15 protein-coding genes are annotated in these 16141 nt (G+C 68.6%); 10 read left to right on the top strand and 5 right to left on the bottom strand.

Annotated features, from left to right (window positions below):
• Nucleotides 1-14: 14 nt before the first annotated feature.
• The gene (locus tag RKD05_RS02485) at nucleotides 15-530 is read right to left on the bottom strand and encodes a MarR family winged helix-turn-helix transcriptional regulator (protein WP_424707831.1); all 516 of its coding nucleotides are present in this window, start codon (nucleotides 528-530) and stop codon (nucleotides 15-17) included.
• Between the two features lie 78 nt (nucleotides 531-608).
• Nucleotides 609-968 carry a nuclear transport factor 2 family protein gene (locus tag RKD05_RS02490; protein ID WP_424707832.1) on the bottom strand — a complete coding sequence of 120 codons (360 nt, stop codon included), beginning with the start codon at nucleotides 966-968 and terminating at the stop codon, nucleotides 609-611.
• Between the two features lie 102 nt (nucleotides 969-1070).
• Here RKD05_RS02490 and RKD05_RS02495 point away from each other — a divergent pair, with 102 nt between their 5' ends.
• The 8 genes from RKD05_RS02495 to RKD05_RS02530 all read left to right on the top strand — a co-directional run bounded on the left by RKD05_RS02495 (nucleotide 1071) and on the right by RKD05_RS02530 (nucleotide 13870).
• A complete protein-coding gene (locus RKD05_RS02495; protein ID WP_424707833.1) occupies nucleotides 1071-1523 on the top strand; it encodes a nuclear transport factor 2 family protein in 453 nt (150 codons plus the stop codon).
• 74 nt (nucleotides 1524-1597) lie between these two features.
• Nucleotides 1598-2266 carry an ABC transporter ATP-binding protein gene (locus RKD05_RS02500; protein WP_424707834.1) on the top strand — a complete coding sequence of 223 codons (669 nt, stop codon included), beginning with the start codon at nucleotides 1598-1600 and terminating at the stop codon, nucleotides 2264-2266.
• Nucleotides 2266-3564 carry an FtsX-like permease family protein gene (locus tag RKD05_RS02505; RefSeq protein WP_424707835.1) on the top strand — a complete coding sequence of 433 codons (1299 nt, stop codon included), beginning with the start codon at nucleotides 2266-2268 and terminating at the stop codon, nucleotides 3562-3564. The genes RKD05_RS02500 and RKD05_RS02505 overlap by 1 nt, the downstream gene beginning before the upstream one ends.
• A 25-nt stretch (nucleotides 3565-3589) precedes the next feature.
• Nucleotides 3590-4558 carry an SDR family NAD(P)-dependent oxidoreductase gene (locus RKD05_RS02510; RefSeq protein WP_424707836.1) on the top strand — a complete coding sequence of 323 codons (969 nt, stop codon included), beginning with the start codon at nucleotides 3590-3592 and terminating at the stop codon, nucleotides 4556-4558.
• Nucleotides 4559-4592: 34 nt separating this feature from the next.
• A complete protein-coding gene (locus RKD05_RS02515; protein WP_424707837.1) occupies nucleotides 4593-5108 on the top strand; it encodes a DUF1697 domain-containing protein in 516 nt (171 codons plus the stop codon).
• 221 nt (nucleotides 5109-5329) lie between these two features.
• Nucleotides 5330-5905 carry a hypothetical protein gene (locus RKD05_RS02520; RefSeq protein ID WP_424707838.1) on the top strand — a complete coding sequence of 192 codons (576 nt, stop codon included), beginning with the start codon at nucleotides 5330-5332 and terminating at the stop codon, nucleotides 5903-5905.
• Between the two features lie 29 nt (nucleotides 5906-5934).
• Nucleotides 5935-7290, top strand: a complete 1356-nt coding sequence (locus tag RKD05_RS02525) for a hypothetical protein (RefSeq protein ID WP_424707839.1) — start codon at nucleotides 5935-5937, stop codon at nucleotides 7288-7290.
• A gap of 163 nt (nucleotides 7291-7453) precedes the next feature.
• The gene (locus RKD05_RS02530; protein ID WP_424707840.1) at nucleotides 7454-13870 is read left to right on the top strand and encodes a DUF3320 domain-containing protein; all 6417 of its coding nucleotides are present in this window, start codon (nucleotides 7454-7456) and stop codon (nucleotides 13868-13870) included.
• An 88-nt stretch (nucleotides 13871-13958) separates the two neighbouring features.
• On the opposite strand, the gene RKD05_RS02535 is transcribed toward RKD05_RS02530, so the two are convergent.
• The 3 genes from RKD05_RS02535 to ykgO form a co-directional block, all read right to left on the bottom strand.
• A complete protein-coding gene (locus RKD05_RS02535) occupies nucleotides 13959-14255 on the bottom strand; it encodes a hypothetical protein (RefSeq protein ID WP_424707841.1) in 297 nt (98 codons plus the stop codon).
• On the bottom strand, nucleotides 14252-14560 hold the full coding sequence (locus RKD05_RS02540; RefSeq protein ID WP_424707843.1) for an ArsR/SmtB family transcription factor: 309 nt from the start codon (nucleotides 14558-14560) through the stop codon (nucleotides 14252-14254). Before RKD05_RS02540 ends, RKD05_RS02535 begins: the two co-directional genes overlap by 4 nt.
• A gap of 71 nt (nucleotides 14561-14631) precedes the next feature.
• A complete protein-coding gene (gene ykgO / locus RKD05_RS02545) occupies nucleotides 14632-14754 on the bottom strand; it encodes a type B 50S ribosomal protein L36 (RefSeq protein ID WP_424707844.1) in 123 nt (40 codons plus the stop codon).
• 78 nt (nucleotides 14755-14832) lie between these two features.
• Between ykgO and RKD05_RS02550 the strand changes: the two genes are divergently transcribed.
• Together RKD05_RS02550 and RKD05_RS02555 are read left to right on the top strand one after the other, a co-directional pair.
• Complete coding sequence (locus tag RKD05_RS02550) at nucleotides 14833-15825, top strand: GTP-binding protein (protein WP_424707845.1); 993 nt, start codon at nucleotides 14833-14835, stop codon at nucleotides 15823-15825.
• Between the two features lie 58 nt (nucleotides 15826-15883).
• Nucleotides 15884-16084, top strand: coding sequence for a hypothetical protein (locus RKD05_RS02555; RefSeq protein ID WP_424707847.1), 201 nt, complete (start codon nucleotides 15884-15886; stop codon nucleotides 16082-16084).
• Nucleotides 16085-16141: the final 57 nt, after the last annotated feature.

Raw genomic sequence — 16141 nt, forward strand, 5'->3', positions numbered from 1 at the left:
GCACCCGACCCGTCCTACGGATGATCCGCCGGCCGCGGCAGAGTCCCGTGCGCGATGAGCAGCTCGTACACCCTCTCGAACGCCTCGGACAGGGCGACGCTGCTCTCGCCGTCGAGCGCGTCGAAGAACACCTTGCGGACGAACGCGATGTGCCCCGGCGACGCGCGCCGGAGGAGCTCACGCCCGGCCGGAGTCAGGGTCACGTCGGTGGCGCGCCGGTCGTTCTCATTGGATGCCAGCTCGACGAGGCCCTCCTCGGCGAGACGGCGCGCCTGGTGCGACACCCGGCTGCGCTCAGCGCCGATCCGGATCGCCAGGTCGGACACCGTCATCGTGCCGGTCGGCTCGCTCGTCAGTGCCACGAGCACGTCGTAGTCGACCAGCGAGATCCCGCTGTCATCGCGCAGTTGCCGGTTCATCTCATAGCGCAGACGCAGCTGCACCTTCATGAACGCGAACCAGGCCCGAACGTCCGCGTCGTCGTCGAGGAATGCGTACGGAGATTCCGCGGGGACGTCGTATCGACTCATGGGCTCTCCGTCCGTCGGCGCTCCCGTCCCGGCATCCGAGCGGGCCGCTCCCCAGGCTAATCGCGCCCCCGCCGTCGCTCACGTGAAGAGCACGGTGTACACCTTCGCGAGGAGGCCGTCACGCAGGATACCCATGTCGGCGCCGTGCAGCACCGGCGCCCCCTCCGGACCGAAGGCCCACGCGAGGTAGCCGAGGTCCTGCACCTGGTAGAACGGCCCGTCGGGCACGAAGACGAAGTCGGGACCCGCGCCGTCGAGGATCTCCTGAGCCTTGGCGTCGAGCGCGTCGTGGCCCTGCACCTCGGCATCCGGATCCGCGAAGACGACGTCCTCCGTGTACGTGCGGCGGATGGCTTCGCGGCGCGCCTCGCGATCGCGCTCACCGAACACCTCCCGCAGGTTGGCTTCCATCAGTGCCTTCAGATCGCCGTGCAACATGTCACTCCCACCCTTTTACGTGAACTTTCACCTAAAATAGGGTGAGGGGATGCCGCGGTCAAGGTCGAACGACGACCGACCGCGCTCCACCGGGAGGACGCCATGAACGTCGACGACCTGGCCGATCAGCTCGCCCTGCGGGACCTGGTCGCCCGATACGCCCATCACGCCGATCGGAAACACCCGGCGGAGCAGGCCGCGGTGTTCACGGTCGACGGACGGGTCCGCCTCTACGACGGCGATCCCGACACGACCGAGCCGATCGATGTGGTGACCGGGCGCGCGGCGCTCGAGCGCACGTTCGACGAGCTCATCGCGCGCTACGAGGTCACGACGTATCTGAACGGCCAATCGCTGATCGACGTCGACGGAGACACCGCCACCGGCGAGACGTACTGCCTCGCGATGCACGTGCTCGACGAGGGCGCCGGCCGCGAACTGCTCACGATGTCGATCCGATACCTCGACGCGTTCGTCCGCACCCCCGAGGGGTGGCTGATCGCCGACCGGCGTCTCGTCTTCGACTGGGTCGATCGCCGACCCTCGCACGCGTGATGGGCTCCGACGCCACGGCATCCGTCCCTGTTGTCTCGGGGGTCGGCGTTCGCAAGGGATTCTCGAATTCGCGGATGCCGGAGACCGAGGTCCTGCACGGCATCGACCTCACGGTCGCCCGGGGCGAGATGGTGAGCATCGTGGGTCCGAGCGGTTCGGGGAAGTCGACGCTGCTCGCGTGCCTCGCCGGCCTCGAACCCGTCAGCGAGGGCACCGTCACCCTGGCGGGACACGACCTACGACGCCTGTCGCCGTCGCGGCTCGCCCGACTCCGCCGCGACCGGGTGGGATTCGTCTTCCAGTCGTACAACCTCATCCCCGCGCTGACCGCGGGTGAGAACGTGCTGCTCCCCGCCCGCTTGCGCGGCCAGAAGGTCACCGCCGAAGATGCGCGCCGCGCCCTGGCCGCCGTCGGCCTCGAGGGGAAGGAAACGGCGCTCCCGGACGCGCTGTCGGGCGGGCAGCAGCAGCGCGTCGCGGTCGCGCGGGCGCTCTTCGCCGGCCCGGACGTCGTCTTCGCCGACGAACCCACCGGCGCCCTCGACGGGAAGTCGGGCAAGACCGTCCTCGACCTGCTCCGTGCTGCGAGCGTCACTGGCAGCGCGGTCGTGGTCGTCACGCACGATCTCGACGCGGCAGCGCTCGCCGATCGGGCCGTCGTACTGCGCGACGGCGTCATTCATCACGAACTCGTCCGTCCGACTGCCGGCGACCTGTTCGACCTCGTCACGGCGGCGGCCTGATGCTCCGTCTCATCGTCACCGATCTGCGCACGAACGCCGTGGTGTGGGTCGGGGTGATCGCGGTGCTCGTCACCGCGGGGGCGATCGCGGGGATCCCCGCGGCTCTCATCGACACCGCACTCGCCTCGGAGACCACGGTGATGCTGGGGCTCCTCGCCATCGCCGGCGTGGTCATCGCGCTGACCGCCGTCAGCCTCGTGGCGGTACTGACGTCGGTCGTCCGCATCCTGGTCGAACTCCGCCGTCCCACTTTCGCGCTCTGGCTGGTCGTCGGACTCATTCCGCGGCAGGTGAGCGCGGTGCTGATCATCGAACTCGCCGTCGTGTCGGCGGTCTCGGTCGCGGCGGGCTCCGCGGTCGCTGTTGCCGTCGCGCCGCCGGTCCTGACGGCGCTGCTCTCCGCCTCCCCCGGGCTCGACACGGTCCGGATCGAACTGCACGCGGGCCCCGCTGCGGCGGTCGCCGCCCTGACTCTTCTCCTCACGATTCTGAGCGCGATCCCCCTCGCGCGGGCCGCGGGCCGGACGCCCGTCCTCACCCTCCTGCGCGGCGAGCAGACCGCGCGGAGCCGCGTGACAACCCGTGTCCTCGGCTCGGCCGCTCTCCTGGCGATCGCCGCGTCGATGATCGCGGGTCTTCCCGGCTCGCTACCCACGGGCGCCGCTCAGTCCGTGCTCATCGGACCGGTGCTGATCGCGGCGGCGGCCGTGTCGGTGCCGGTGTTCTCGCCACCCCTGATCCGCGCGTGGACCGCGATCGTGCCGGCATCCCGCTCCGCCAGCTGGCATGTCGCGCGGGCCGTGTCGACCGAGACCTCGCGTCGGAGCAGCGCGTCGACGACCGCATTCCTCGTGGCGATCGGGCTCCCCTGGACCTTCCTCGTGGGTCAGCAGACGGCGGCAACCGCGATGACGGATGCCGTGGCCCTCGACGCCCGTCCTCTCGCGCTGCTGCTCGGCGGGCCGACGCTCCTGGCCGCCGTGGGGGCCGCGGCGACGGTCTTCATGGCCAGCGCACCGCGCGCGCGTGACGACGAAACGCTCCGCATCGTCGGGGCGGCGCCCGAAACCCGCCGCCTGGTGGTGACCTGGGAGGCGACCATCGGTGTCGTCACCGCCGCGCTCATCGCCGTCGCGGCGGCCGTAATCGTCGGCGTCGCCGAATCCGTACTGCTCGGCGGAGTCGCCCCGGGCACACACCCCCGATTCGCCCTCGGCACCCTCGCCGCGCTCGTGCTGCTGATGCTCGCGTTCGGCATCACCGCCGCCCTGGCATCCCGCCGCCGAGGCGCGAACTGATGACCACCCCGGAACCGGAGAAGAAATGACCCCCCGTACCCTGCTCACCACTCCCTTTGGCCCCCGCACGACCGCCCGCGAGATCCTCGAGGGCGTCGAGCTCGACGGCCAGCGCTTCATCGTCACCGGCGGCGCATCGGGGATCGGCGCCGAGACGGCGCGTGCGCTCGCCGGCGCAGGTGCCGAGGTGACGATCGGCGTCCGCGATCCCGCGCGGGTCGCCGACGTCGTGCGCGACCTCCAGCCGTCCACGGGTCCGGGACACGTCGAGGTCGCCGCCCTCGACCTCGCCGACCTCGCATCGGTGCGACACTTCGCCGACGACTGGCGCGGTCCGCTGGACGGCCTCGTCGCCAACGCCGGGATCATGGCCCTCGCCGATCTCGAGCGCACAACCGAAGGCTGGGAGCGCCAGCTCGCCGTCAACTACCTCGGCCACTTCGCCCTGCTTCTGGGACTGCACGACGCGCTCGCTGCGGCCGGAACCGCCCGAGTCGCGATCGTGAGCTCGACCGCCCACCTCCGCTCACCATTCGTCTTCGACGACCCGCAGTTCGAGCAGCGCCCCTACGACCGCTGGGCCGCGTATGCGCAGTCCAAGACGGCCGACGTGCTGCTCGCCGTGGGCATCGCCGAGCGCTGGGCGGGCGACGGCATCACCGCGAACGCCCTCATGCCCGGCTGGATCACGACCAACCTCCAGCGCCACCTCGACGACGACACGCTCCGCTCGATGGGAGCGATGGATGCCGACGGCAACCGCATCGACCAGGACCACTTCAAGACCGTCGAACAGGGCGCCTCGACGTCGGTGCTGGTCGCGGCATCCCCGCTGCTCGACGGAGTGACCGGACGCTACTTCGAAGACAACCAGGAGGCCGAGGTCGTCGTCGAGACGGTCGGGCGCACGAGCGGCGTCGCCGCCCACGCCCTCGACACGGACGCGGCGTCGAGGCTGTGGGACGAGGCGGAGGCGGTGCTGCGGGGGCGGTGAGGCTGGTCTCGGACCGCCGCGGTACTCTCCCCGCATGCGCCACGTCGCCTTCGTCCGGAATCTGAATCACGGTCAGCGCGGGCACGTCACCACGGCCGAGCTCGTCGAGGCTTTCGAGGAGGCGGGATGCCACGACCCCGCGCCCTTCCAAAGCAACGGCACCGTGGTTTTCGAAGGCGACGCCGAGTGCGCTCAGGACGCCGCCCTCGTCTTGGCGGCCCGCGCGGGCGTCGGGCGCGAGATCTTCACCCTGACGCTCGATGAGGTGGGAGCCATCGTCAGCGACCATGCTCCCGCGCCCGATGCCGCCCGCCGCGAGTTGACCCTCCACGCGGGCAAGCGGATCGCCCTGGATGCAACGGCTCAGGCGGAGGTGGGGCGACGCCGATGCGTCCTCCTCGATACCGGCGTCGGGTGGACCGTCGCGCTCAACGAGCGCCACCGCGAATCCAACGCCACCCCCGTGCTGGAGCGACTCACGGGCGCCCCGGCCACCTCGCGCGGAATACCCACCCTGGCGCGGTTGATCGACCGGGTTCCCCCGGGCTGACCGCGGCAGCCCGCATGCGCGACGCCGAGGCAATCACCGCGGATGCCGACGCATGAGGAACGAAAAAGCGGATAGGTTCGCACCATCGCACCGCCGCACGAGTCTGGGGGGATTCGCCGCATGACTGACACACCCACGCTCCTGCAGCTCACTGTCGAGGGCGAGTCGTGAGATTCCTTCGTCGCCCGGTTCCGTTGTGGTCTCACCTCGCCACTTTCGGCGTGGTGGTACTCGTGCTCGCCGGCCTGGCGGTCGGCGTCGCTGCGGGCTTGCTTACCCCGCCGTGGCTGGCGTCCGCGCTCGGATCACAGAGCCTCGTCCGGAACGAGCAGGTTGTGACCTTCATCACGAAGGAGGAGCAGACCGTTCTTCTCACTCTGGGCGTCGAAGGCGTATCCGATGCCACGGGAGTCCCACCGGCCGTACTCCGGGACTTCCCGCTCGTACAGAAGGTCCGACTCGTGCAGTACAGCCTGAAGGCCAAGCTCGGCGTCGACGCCGTGACCATCGACGCCACGGGCGACCATCAGTTCGTCGTCAAGGTCCCGCCGTTCATCTGGATCGGCGAGGTCGACCGGAAGATCGAGCGGGTCATCAGCGATGACGGGGTCCTCAGCGCATTCACCGAGCAGAAGACGGAGTCGGAGCAGCTCAACGGAATCGTCGATGACGACCTGAAGACGAAGTACCTCGAGAACAACGCCGAGGCGCTCCGGAACCAGGCCGAGTTCCACTTCACCAAACTCGCGCGCAGCATCGACCCCGACGCGGAACTCACGTTCGAGTTCGCCGGCTGACCCACCCATCTCCACGGAAGCGACACACCATGACCTCGGACGCCGAATCCAACCTTGACGACACCTTGGGCCGGACGAGCGGCGAGCCTGCCGAAGTCGACGCCGGTGACGACATCGAGCTGATCACTGACGGTGAGGGACTCGTTGTCCTCGGGGATCCCGCCGCCGTCGCGGAGTTCACCTTGTCCGCTGGTGTCCCCTCGCTTCCACTGGATCTTGACCGGCTGTCGGCAAGGACAGGTAGCGCGCTCCAGGCCGCGTCGGAAATCTCGGCGAACGCGGGTCGCTGGATGAAGCTCACGGAAGAATCCGCTCGCGCCGCCCGCAATGCCACATTCGTGCGGCGCTCGGGTGGCGAGTTCGTTCAAGCCACTACCCGACGCGCGAACGGGCAGTTCACGAAGAATCTGCAGTTCGTCACCAAACCCGGCGCACATCTCGCGAAGCCGGGGGCCTTGCTCACCAACCCAGCTGTGCTCGCTGGCGTCGGCGGACTGATGGCGCAATACGCGATGCAGAAGCAGATGGAGGAGATCACCGACTACCTGGCGAGGATCGACGCCAAGGTCGACGATGTTCTTCGCTCTCAGAAGGACGCGGTCCTCGCCGACATGATCGGCGTCGAGATGATGCTGGATGAGGCGCTGACTGTCCGTGCTGAGGTCGGGCGAGTATCCGAGGTCACGTGGTCGAAGATCCAGGGTTCGGCCGCGACGGTCGCTCGCACCCAGGCGTATGCCCTCCGTCAGCTCCAGAGTCTGGCAGACAAGCTCGAACGCGAAGCAAAGATCGGCGAGCTGGCCGACCTCTCTAAAGCGGCGCAGACCGATGTCGGCGAGTGGCTCGCCGTCCTCGCGCGGTGTTTCCAGCTTCAGGAGGGGATGAGCGTCTTGGAGCTCGACAGGGTATTGGACTCGCCCGCAGAGGAGCTCGACCGTCACCGGGCTGCACTGCAGACAGCCCGTCAGCGCAGACGGGACCTCATCGGATCGACCACCACTCATCTCGTAGCCCGCATGGATGCGGCCGCGATTCGCGCCAATGCGAAAGTGCTCCTCAACCCGAAGTCGACCAAAGTCGTCGTGGGCGCGCGCAACACCGTCGCCTCGAACGTGACCGACCTCCACGCCACCCTGGGCCTCAGCAACGAGCAGACAGCTCTGGAGGCGCGGCGGTGGTCTGCGGCTGTCGCCGACGTCCGCGACGATGTCCTGGATGCCGGCAAGGGAGGCCTTGAGACGCTCGGGCGCTTCAGCGGCGACACGATCGAGAATGCTCGGCAATCCACCGGCCGTCTCGCCGAGAGGATCGCGCACCGCCTGCAGCGTTCCGACGACTCCGCACCAAGGCCGGAGCCGCCTGCAGAGGATCGTCCCGAAGAGTGAGCAGGTTGCACGAATCCACGCGCGAACAAGGGATGCCGCCGATGGTGCCGCGCTACGCCGACGCGAGCCTCGGCTGACGTCGGACCTCTCGGGTATGAATGATGCAGCGGGGGCAGCGGGCGACACGTGTCTGATTGCCGGATGAGTGTGACCGAGGAGTGCGATGTCCGAGTTCGATGAGCGACGCCACATCGAGGGGGCGCTGGACGCGCTGGTCGACGGTCTCGGCCCGGCGGTCGCGACCCGGTTCCATGAGTTGGCCCCGGACGTCGCCGACTGGACCGATCTCCTCGAACGGAAGGACCGGCACGCCGGACGAGCTTTCGGGCGGTACAACCCGCGCGATCTTTCCCTCATCCTTCGCGCGTTCACAGAGCCGTTCGGATCGCTAGGCTATCCCTTCTCGTCGGTGCTCGACAGGCAGGCCCAGAACTGGGCCAGCGAGCTGCGGAACGTACGCAACAAGTGGGCGCACAACGAGCAGTTCTCCGTCGCCGAGACCTATCGAGCTCTGGATTCCGCAGAGATGCTGCTCCGGGCGCTCAGCGCAGAGGCCCAAGCCAACCGCGTGGGCGATCTGAAGGCCTCCACACTCGCCGCCATGACGGGGGCTTCCACACCCGCCGGGACGGCGCCGCAGGCGGTGGCGTCGACCCCCACGTTCAACTCGGCGCCGCTGATCGCCGATACGACGACGCCCGACGTAACTGTCGACCTCCGCGCATCGACCCTGCCCGACCTGAGTTACGCCCACGCCCTCAACGCGATCGCGATCGTTGACGAGGTCACCGTCGACTACCGCGGACCAGAAATGCGCGGCGCCTCGATCGAGGTCGAGGCGATCTGCACACTCGGCTCGCTCGGAGATCCCAAGGTCGTCATCGTCGATCTGGACGGGACGACCGCGACCACGCTCCGCAATGCGGACCTCGTGCTCGACCCCGCTCGGATGCTCGCCGTAGAGCAGCCGACGCGGGGAGTCGTGCGGGTGACCCTGCGCGATCCCTCCGGCTCGGTCATCGCATCGCAGGACGCAGACGTGACGGTACTGGCGGCGAATCAGTGGCGTGCGAATCCCCCGCAGCTCAGTCTCGAAATGCTCGCCGCGTTCGTTCAGCCGAACTCGCGCGCGATCGCGCCGCTTCTCGTCGAGGCATCCGACTACCTCCAAAAGAAAACCGGCAATCCCGCTCTCGATGCATATCAGCAGGGCTCCCGCGATCGTGTCGATGCAATCGTCGAAGCCGTCTACGAAAGCATGCGTGCCCGCGACATCCGGTACGCCGAGCCGCCCGCGAGCTGGGGGCTCGAGGGGCAGAAGGTCCGTACCCCCGCCGAGGTCCTCGAGGGCAGGCTGGGCACATGTCTCGACACAACGCTCACCCTCGCGGCGGCCCTGGAGGAAGCGGGCATCAACTCGACCCTGTGGCTGCTGCGCGGTCACATCTTCCTCGGCTACTGGCGCGATGAAGCGAGTCTGGACGGCCCGGCTCAGCTCGACGCGGCAGAAGTGGCGAACTACGTCGGCATCGGGCAGATGGAACTCGTCGAGACGACGTTCCTGACCGGTGGCGTGTCGTCGAAACCGTTCGCCGAGGCAAGACGTCAGCCGCACCTCACGACACTGGCGGGCGATCTCTCGTCCGTTCAGGGAGTCACCGACATCATGCAGTCGCGGCTCGCGAGGATCTACCCGCTCCCGAGCCGGACGGTCACCGAGTCCGGTGAAGTCACCATCGCCGAATACGTCGTCGCGCAGACGCCCGCCGCGCTGCACTATGCACCGTCGGCCGAAGCGATCGCCGGCGGGTCGGGCCGGACCATCCCGCCGCGAGTCGAGCAATGGAAGAACGCACTGCTCGACCTGAGCCTGCGTAATCGACTGATCAACTACGGAGACAAGGCGGGCTACCCGCTCGCCGTCCCTCAGCCGTCCCTCGCCACGTTCGAGGACATGATCAACAAGGGCACGGCCATCACTCTCGTCCCCAACGATCGCATTCCCGTGATCGACGGGAGTCGCGGTATCCGGTTCGCGCAAGACCTGCCGGAGTCTCTGCGCGCAGGGATGCTGAGTGAGCGCAAGCAGGTCTTCGTCGGCGTGTCAGAGGCCACCTACACGGCGCGACTCCGCGCGCTGGCCTACAAAGCACGGACCGTCATCGAAGAGACCGGCGCCAACAACCTCTACCTGGCCTTCGGGATGCTGCGCTGGACCTTCAACGATCGCGAGCTGCGATCGCCGCTCATCCTGGTGCCGGTCACACTCGACGGCTCGGGCGGCGGAAAGTCGTTCCGGCTCACCATCGACGAGGCCGGGGAATCGACGCCCAACTATTGCCTCCTGGAGAAGCTGCGGCTGAGCTTCGGTCTGGAGATCCCCGGGCTGGCCAACCCGGCGAAGGACGAGGCGGGCATCGATCTGCCGGCTGCGCTCGCGGCGACCCGTCAAGCACTCGCGGCATCGCGGTTGCCGTTCACCGTCGAGGACAGCGTCGACCTCTCGATCCTCCAGTTCGCGAAGTTCCGACTCTGGAAGGACCTCGACGAGAACTGGGCGGAGCTCTCCAGCAACGCGCTCGTCCGTCATCTCATCGAAACGCCGACCGCGGAGTTCGTGGATCCCGTCGCTGCCCCTTCGGACGTCGACCTGGACGCCCTCAACAACGCCGTCCCCGTACCCGCGGACTCGTCGCAACTGGAGGCCGTGGCCGAAGCGGAAGCGGGACGTACCTTCGTCCTCGAAGGCCCTCCCGGGACCGGCAAGTCTCAGACGATCACCAACCTGCTCGCCCACTCGCTCGCGAATGGCAAGCGCGTGCTCTTCGTCGCCGAGAAACGTGCGGCGCTCGACGTCGTCAAGAGTCGTCTGGATGCCGTCGGCCTCGGGCCCTTCTCCCTCGATCTGCATGACAAGGGTGCCCGCCCGGCGGCAGTGCGCGGTCAGATCCGGGCCGCCATCGACGCCGTCGCGCGTCCCGACGCGGTCGCTCTCAAGGCCGAGACCGAGGCTGCCGCGACGAGCCGCGGTTCCCTGAGGCGGTACGCCCAGCGGCTGCACGAGGCGAACTCGGCGGGACTTTCGCTGTACACGGCTCGTGCCCAACTGCTCGCCTCCGCCGCGGACGTCGAGGCTCTCGAGGTCCCGCACTCCCTGGTGGTTTCGGGAACGGAGGACGCGTTCGCGTTCATCCGCGATCTGCTGCGCCGCCTACCGGAAACCGCGGACCTGGCGCATCCGTCGCCGATGCACCCATGGGGATTCGTCGATGTCTCCGTCGGTGCGCCTCGCGACTCTGCCGGCCTCCACGCGGCCGCTCAAGAATTCGATGCAGCTCTCGCAGGGGTTCGAACGCGGGCCGCGGATGCCGGCATCATGTCCCTCATCTCCGCTCCCGATCAGCTGGATCGGTGGTCTACCCTCGCGACGGCGCCACGGCACTCCCTCGACGTCGTCGACGCGATCTACGCGCGCACCCTCTCGGGCGAGATCCCGGCACTGCAGGAACGACTGAACGCGAGCGACGCGGCGCGACCGTGGTTCGGCGCTGTCGGACCGGAGGCACTCGACGGCGATGTGCGTGCCGTACACAACGCGGCCTCTCAGGCGGACGCCTCCGGTTTCTTCGGTCGACGCAAGCGTCAGCGTGCGGCTCTCGCCGGTTACGGCTCGGCGCTCCGCGCGGATGCACGCACCTTCCCTCCGCGCGAAGTCACCGCGCTCACGGGAGACGTCGTGCGCACGGCCGACGAGATCACCGCGCTCAGGTCAGCACTGCTCAGCCTCCCCATCCCCGTCGTGCCGGCACAGTGGAACCCGTATCTTCGCGAAGGCACCGAGCCGGCGAAGTCGACGCTCGCGTGGGGCGCATGGCTCGGTCGCGCGCTCGGGGCCAACGACGGTGACCCCGATCTGCGGGATGCCCTCCGGCGGTACTACGGCACCGGCCAGCCGGATCGCGAACTCGGCGAGGCACTCGCCCGGCTCGCGGCCGCGTGGCGCGGGCTGGCCTCCGCAGCCGGGGTTCCGGAACCCACCGGGGACAGGACGGATGCGTTCTCGATCTGGGCCGGACAGAGCGATGTGTTCTCGGCGTGGACCACCACCGCCGGACCCCGGAACATCACGACCTCGTCTCCCGTGACCCTCGACCGGTGGATCGCGTTCCGAAACCAGCTCGAGCCCCTCCGGCGGTTCGGGATGACCTACGCCCACGACGCCCTGCTGAACGGCACCATCCCTGCGGACCTCGCCTCCATGGCCTTCGACAAGGGAATCGCGAAGGCCTCGGTCGCGGAGAGGGCGGACTCGCAGGCCATGGCGGCGTTCGACGTCCCGGCACACAACCGCACGATCGCACGATTCACGTCGAGCGCGGCGGCCATTCGCTCCGAGCTTCCGCGGTGGATCCCTGCCGAGATCGTCGCGAAGCGGCGAATCGACCCGGGCTACGACGGCGGAATGATGGGCGAACTGAAGCGCCAACTCGCACGCCAGAGAGGCGGGATGTCGGTCCGAGCGCTGTTCGAGAGTTACGGAAGCCTCATCACGCAGATCGCACCGTGCGTGCTCATGAGCCCGGAATCCGTGGCTCGATTCTTCCCGGCGAAGGCGGGCATGTTCGACGTCGTCGTCTTCGACGAGGCATCCCAGATCCGTGTCGCCGATGCGGTCGGCGCGATGGGCCGCGGGGACGCAGTGGTCGTGGTCGGAGACAGCAAGCAGATGCCTCCGACGAGTTTCGCCGAGGTGAGCAGCGACATCGAGGCTGACGGCACTGCTGCCGCCGACGTGGTGGCAGACGAGGAGTCGATCCTCACTGAGTGCGTTCAGGCGCGCGTTCCCCGGAAGTGGCTCTCGTGGCACTACCGCAGTCAGGACGAAGCACTCATCAGCTACAGCAATCACGCCTACTACGACAGCCGCCTGTCGTCGTTCCCCGCGCCTTGGCCTGATGATGAGTCGACAGGCGATCTCGACCACGGCATTTCCCTCGTCAGGATCGCGGGCCACTTCGACAGATCGGGCAAGGGGCGCGATCTGCGGACGAACGGAGCGGAAGCCGAGGCCATCGTTCGGGAAGTGGAGCGGCGGTTCGCGGCATCCTCCGCCGGGACGCCTTCCCTCGGGATCATCACCTTCAACGCCCAGCAACGCACTCTGATCGAAACGCTGCTGCGCGAATCCCCGGACGAGCGCCTCGCGCACGCCCTCGAGGAAAGAGACGGGCTGTTCGTCAAGAACCTCGAGAACGTGCAGGGCGACGAGCGCGACACGATCCTGTTCTCCGTGGCCTTCAGTGCGAATGACCGTGGAGTGGTTCCCCTCAACTTCGGTCCGCTCTCGCGGGCGGGAGGAGAGCGTCGACTGAACGTCGCGATCACGAGAGCTCGACGCCAGGTCATTCTCTTCACGAGTTTCGACCCGTCGGAGCTCCGCGCGGAGGAAACGGCATCCATCGGAATCAAACATCTGAAGGGGTACCTGGAGTTGGCGGCGTCGGGAGTCGAATCCGCGAGCGACGACGACCGGCGGATACGGGTCGTGGACCGCCATCGCGACGAGATCGCGGATGAGCTGCGCTACCGCGGCTTCGCCGTCGCGACGGACGTCGGCCTCTCGGATTTCAGGGTGGACATCTCGATCGCCGATGCGAACGCACCGGGGCAGCCGCTCGTTGCGGTACTCCTGGATGGCGAGAGCTGGCGTGCACGGCGCACCGTCGCCGACCGAGACGGTCTTCCGGTGGAGGTTCTCCAAGGCTTGATGAAGTGGCCGGCCGTCGAGCGCATCTGGCTGCCGGAGTGGCTGCAGCAGCGGGAGGACACGCTCGCCCGCCTGACGGCCGCGGTCGTGGAGGCTGGCGCAGCCCTCCGGCGCCGCGCCGCCGAACCCCGGGAAACCGCCGCGCCCGCGGTACCGGTAGCGGAGCCGAATCCACAGGTCGAGCCGGATGCCGGAGTCCGGCTGCGAGCCGCCGTGTCGGACGAGCCCCGCCAAACGGAGGTTCGGCACCCACACCTTCGACAGTTCGTCGCCTGGGAACCGAGCCGATTCGGCACGATCGACACGCTCGATCGGCTTCCCAGCGCTGCTGCGGCCAGTGCGGTGCGAGCGGTGCTGCAGGAGATCGTCCAGAAGGAGGGTCCGGTCCACAAGATGCGTCTAGTACGCCTCGCGGCGGACGCATTCGGACTGAGCCGCGTGTCCGGTGCGCGCGCAGAAGCGATCCTCGGGTGTCTTCCGGCCGAGTACCTCAGGCGCTCAGACAAGACGTGCGCTTGGCCGACGGGGATCGAACCGCAGGAGTGGCGCGATGTTCGTCGAAGCCAGCCCGGCGAAGGCCGAAACCTCGATCACGTTCCGCTCGAGGAGATCGCCAATGCCATGTCGGTGGTCGCCCAACTCGGCGGAGGGATGAACGAAGACGAACTGCGCCGTCAGGCCCTGGCGCTTTTCGGCGGCAAACGACTCACCGAGGGAATCGCCGCACGGCTCGCTGCCGCAATGACGCTCGGCCTCGAGACGGGGCGGATCGAACGCGACGGACAAGGACGGGTCCGCGCGGTCGAGGTGTGATGGGTCACCGCCCCTTCACGCGAAAGGCCCGCCCTTCCCGACAGGGAGGAGCGGGCCTTTCGTCTGCGCCTGCGAGACGCTACGGGCCTCAGTGCTCGTCGTAGTGGTCGGCGTGCGCCGCGTGACGGTGACCGTCGTGGACGTAGTCCACGTGGTCGTCGTGCGTGACGGCCTCGTGTCCGCAGTCGTCGCCGTGGGCGTGGTCATCGACGCCGTGCTCAGCCTTCGACTCGTGCTCGTCGTAGTGATCGCCGTGGAGGGCGTGGTGGTGCGTCCCGTGCACGTAATCCACGTGGTCGCCGTGCTCGATCTTCTGGTGGCCGCACTCGTCGCCGTGCGCGTGCTCGTCGACGGTGTGTTCCGCGTGCGTCTCGGTGGTGCTCATTGCTGGTTCCCCTGCTCGTTCGGTTCCTGGACGTGGGCGATCGCATCGAGCACGACGTGAGCGACGTGCTGATCGGCGAGGGCGTATCGGATCTCCTTGCCCTCACGCTCCGAGGTCACCAGCCCGGCGTGCCGCAGCGTCCGGAGGTGCTGAGACACCAACGGTTGCGACAGCCCGGCCTTGTCGGCGAGGGCGCCGACGGTGAGCGGTCCCGTGCTCAGCAACCAGACGAGCGCAAGGCGCGACTCGTTACCGAGAACCTTGAACAGCTCCGCGGCGGCGGCGAGCCCGGCGATCTTGTCCACTCATCAAGAAGACCAGACACATAAGAGAATTGCAATGTGTCTACGTATTCGGGAATGGTTCTCGTTCGCGCTCAGCCCTGGCGGCCCTTCCACCGCGGGTTCAGCTTGTTGATTACGAACACGCGTCCGCGGCGGCGGACCACCTGCGCACCGGGCTGGTTGTTCAGCGACTTGATCGAGTTGCGGACCTTCATGGCATCCTCCTGTTGATAACCTTTCTCAATAACAAGATAGGCTGTCCCCCGATTCCCGACAAACGAAGGGCGGATGCCATGAAGACGACGATCGTGACGATGGGCGTGTGCGCACCCGAACGCCGCGCCTACGCCGAGCGCGCGGCCGTCGCCCTGGGCCGGCCGCTCCACGCGGTCGTCCGAAGCGCCGCGCACCCGCTCCCCCACCCGCGCTCCCGGATCGACGGCGAGCACCTCGTCGTCGACCTCGGCACCGACGTCGATCTGATCCACGCGATCGCCGCGCGCGGAGGCGTCGAGGTCGAGGCGGTCTGCGTCGTCGACGCCCGGCACATGATGGGTGACCTCCTCGACGACGCTCCGCTCGTGGCATCCACCCCTCCGGGCGACCCCCGCGGCGACGTCGGCGCCCGTGCGCGTCAGGCAGCCGTGGCGCTCGAGATCGCCACGCGCATCGTCTGGGTGAATTGGGAGCTGGTGCCGACGGCCGCCCTGGCCCTGCAGATGGCTCTCGCGTCGCATCTCAATCCCGGCGCGACGCTCCGACTCACCCGCGACGCGCGCGCCGACCTCTCCGCCGCCGCTCCGCGCGAACACGAGACCGAGGTGCTCGAACGCGCCGGGTGGATCCGCGCACTCAACGACGAGCACGACCCGTACATGCGCGACAACCGGGTCAGCACGCTCCGCTACGACCAGGTGCGGCCGTTCCACCCCGCCCGCCTGCAGACCGCCCTCGACCGTCTCGACCACGGCGCGGCGGGGCGCCTGGTCCGGTCCGCCGGGTTCTGCCGACTCGCCTCGCGCCCCGGCATCCTGGCGCGGTGGGAGCACGTCGGTTCGGCGATGTGGATCGAGCCGCTCCGCGCCGACGACGGAAGCCTCGGCGTCGGGCAGGAGATCGCCTTCACCGGACTCGATCTCTCGGCGCCGCGGCTGCGGCACGTGCTCGACCTCGCGGCGCTGACCGACGACGAGCTCGCCGCCGGCCCCGACGCGTGGGCCGCGTTCGACGACCCGCTCCCGGCGTGGCCGACGGTCGACCTGACGATCCCGGACGCCACCGACTGACGGCATCCGTCCTGTCAAGCCACTCGCCGGGACGGTGCCCTTCCGGCACCGTGGCCCCATGAGCACACCGGATCTCCCCTCCCGCCACGCCGACGACGCCCGTGCCGACAGCGGCGCGCCCACGGATGCCGTCACCGACGACGTCCGCGAGGATGCCGCCGAAGCCGAGGAGAACGTCGACCTCGACGACCACATCGGCGACGCCCTCACCGACGACGAGGCCGACGACGATGCCCCCGCCGCGGAGGGCCACGCCTGAGCGGCCCGAGCGTTCGTCGGCAGGTTGGGCCGGCGACGCGCGCGGTCGCGCCCCGCA

Origin of the sequence: Microbacterium sp. SLBN-111 (genome assembly GCF_049739645.1) — a bacterium.
Lineage (GTDB): Bacteria > Actinomycetota > Actinomycetes > Actinomycetales > Microbacteriaceae > Microbacterium.

What these genes read in the sequence shown, in the direction of transcription:
- RKD05_RS02500 (WP_424707834.1), top strand. Translation starts at nt 1,598, where the DNA reads ATGCCGGAGACCGAGGTCCTGCACGGCATCGACCTCACGGTCGCCCGG.
- RKD05_RS02535 (WP_424707841.1), bottom strand. Translation starts at nt 14,255, where the DNA reads ATGAGCACCACCGAGACGCACGCGGAACACACCGTCGACGAGCACGCG.
- ykgO (WP_424707844.1), bottom strand. Translation starts at nt 14,754, where the DNA reads ATGAAGGTCCGCAACTCGATCAAGTCGCTGAACAACCAGCCCGGTGCG.
- RKD05_RS02490 (WP_424707832.1), bottom strand. Translation starts at nt 968, where the DNA reads ATGTTGCACGGCGATCTGAAGGCACTGATGGAAGCCAACCTGCGGGAG.
- RKD05_RS02530 (WP_424707840.1), top strand. Translation starts at nt 7,454, where the DNA reads ATGTCCGAGTTCGATGAGCGACGCCACATCGAGGGGGCGCTGGACGCG.
- RKD05_RS02525 (WP_424707839.1), top strand. Translation starts at nt 5,935, where the DNA reads ATGACCTCGGACGCCGAATCCAACCTTGACGACACCTTGGGCCGGACG.
- RKD05_RS02495 (WP_424707833.1), top strand. Translation starts at nt 1,071, where the DNA reads ATGAACGTCGACGACCTGGCCGATCAGCTCGCCCTGCGGGACCTGGTC.
- RKD05_RS02505 (WP_424707835.1), top strand. Translation starts at nt 2,266, where the DNA reads ATGCTCCGTCTCATCGTCACCGATCTGCGCACGAACGCCGTGGTGTGG.
- RKD05_RS02510 (WP_424707836.1), top strand. Translation starts at nt 3,590, where the DNA reads ATGACCCCCCGTACCCTGCTCACCACTCCCTTTGGCCCCCGCACGACC.
- RKD05_RS02515 (WP_424707837.1), top strand. Translation starts at nt 4,593, where the DNA reads ATGCGCCACGTCGCCTTCGTCCGGAATCTGAATCACGGTCAGCGCGGG.
- RKD05_RS02555 (WP_424707847.1), top strand. Translation starts at nt 15,884, where the DNA reads ATGAGCACACCGGATCTCCCCTCCCGCCACGCCGACGACGCCCGTGCC.
- RKD05_RS02550 (WP_424707845.1), top strand. Translation starts at nt 14,833, where the DNA reads ATGAAGACGACGATCGTGACGATGGGCGTGTGCGCACCCGAACGCCGC.
- RKD05_RS02485 (WP_424707831.1), bottom strand. Translation starts at nt 530, where the DNA reads ATGAGTCGATACGACGTCCCCGCGGAATCTCCGTACGCATTCCTCGAC.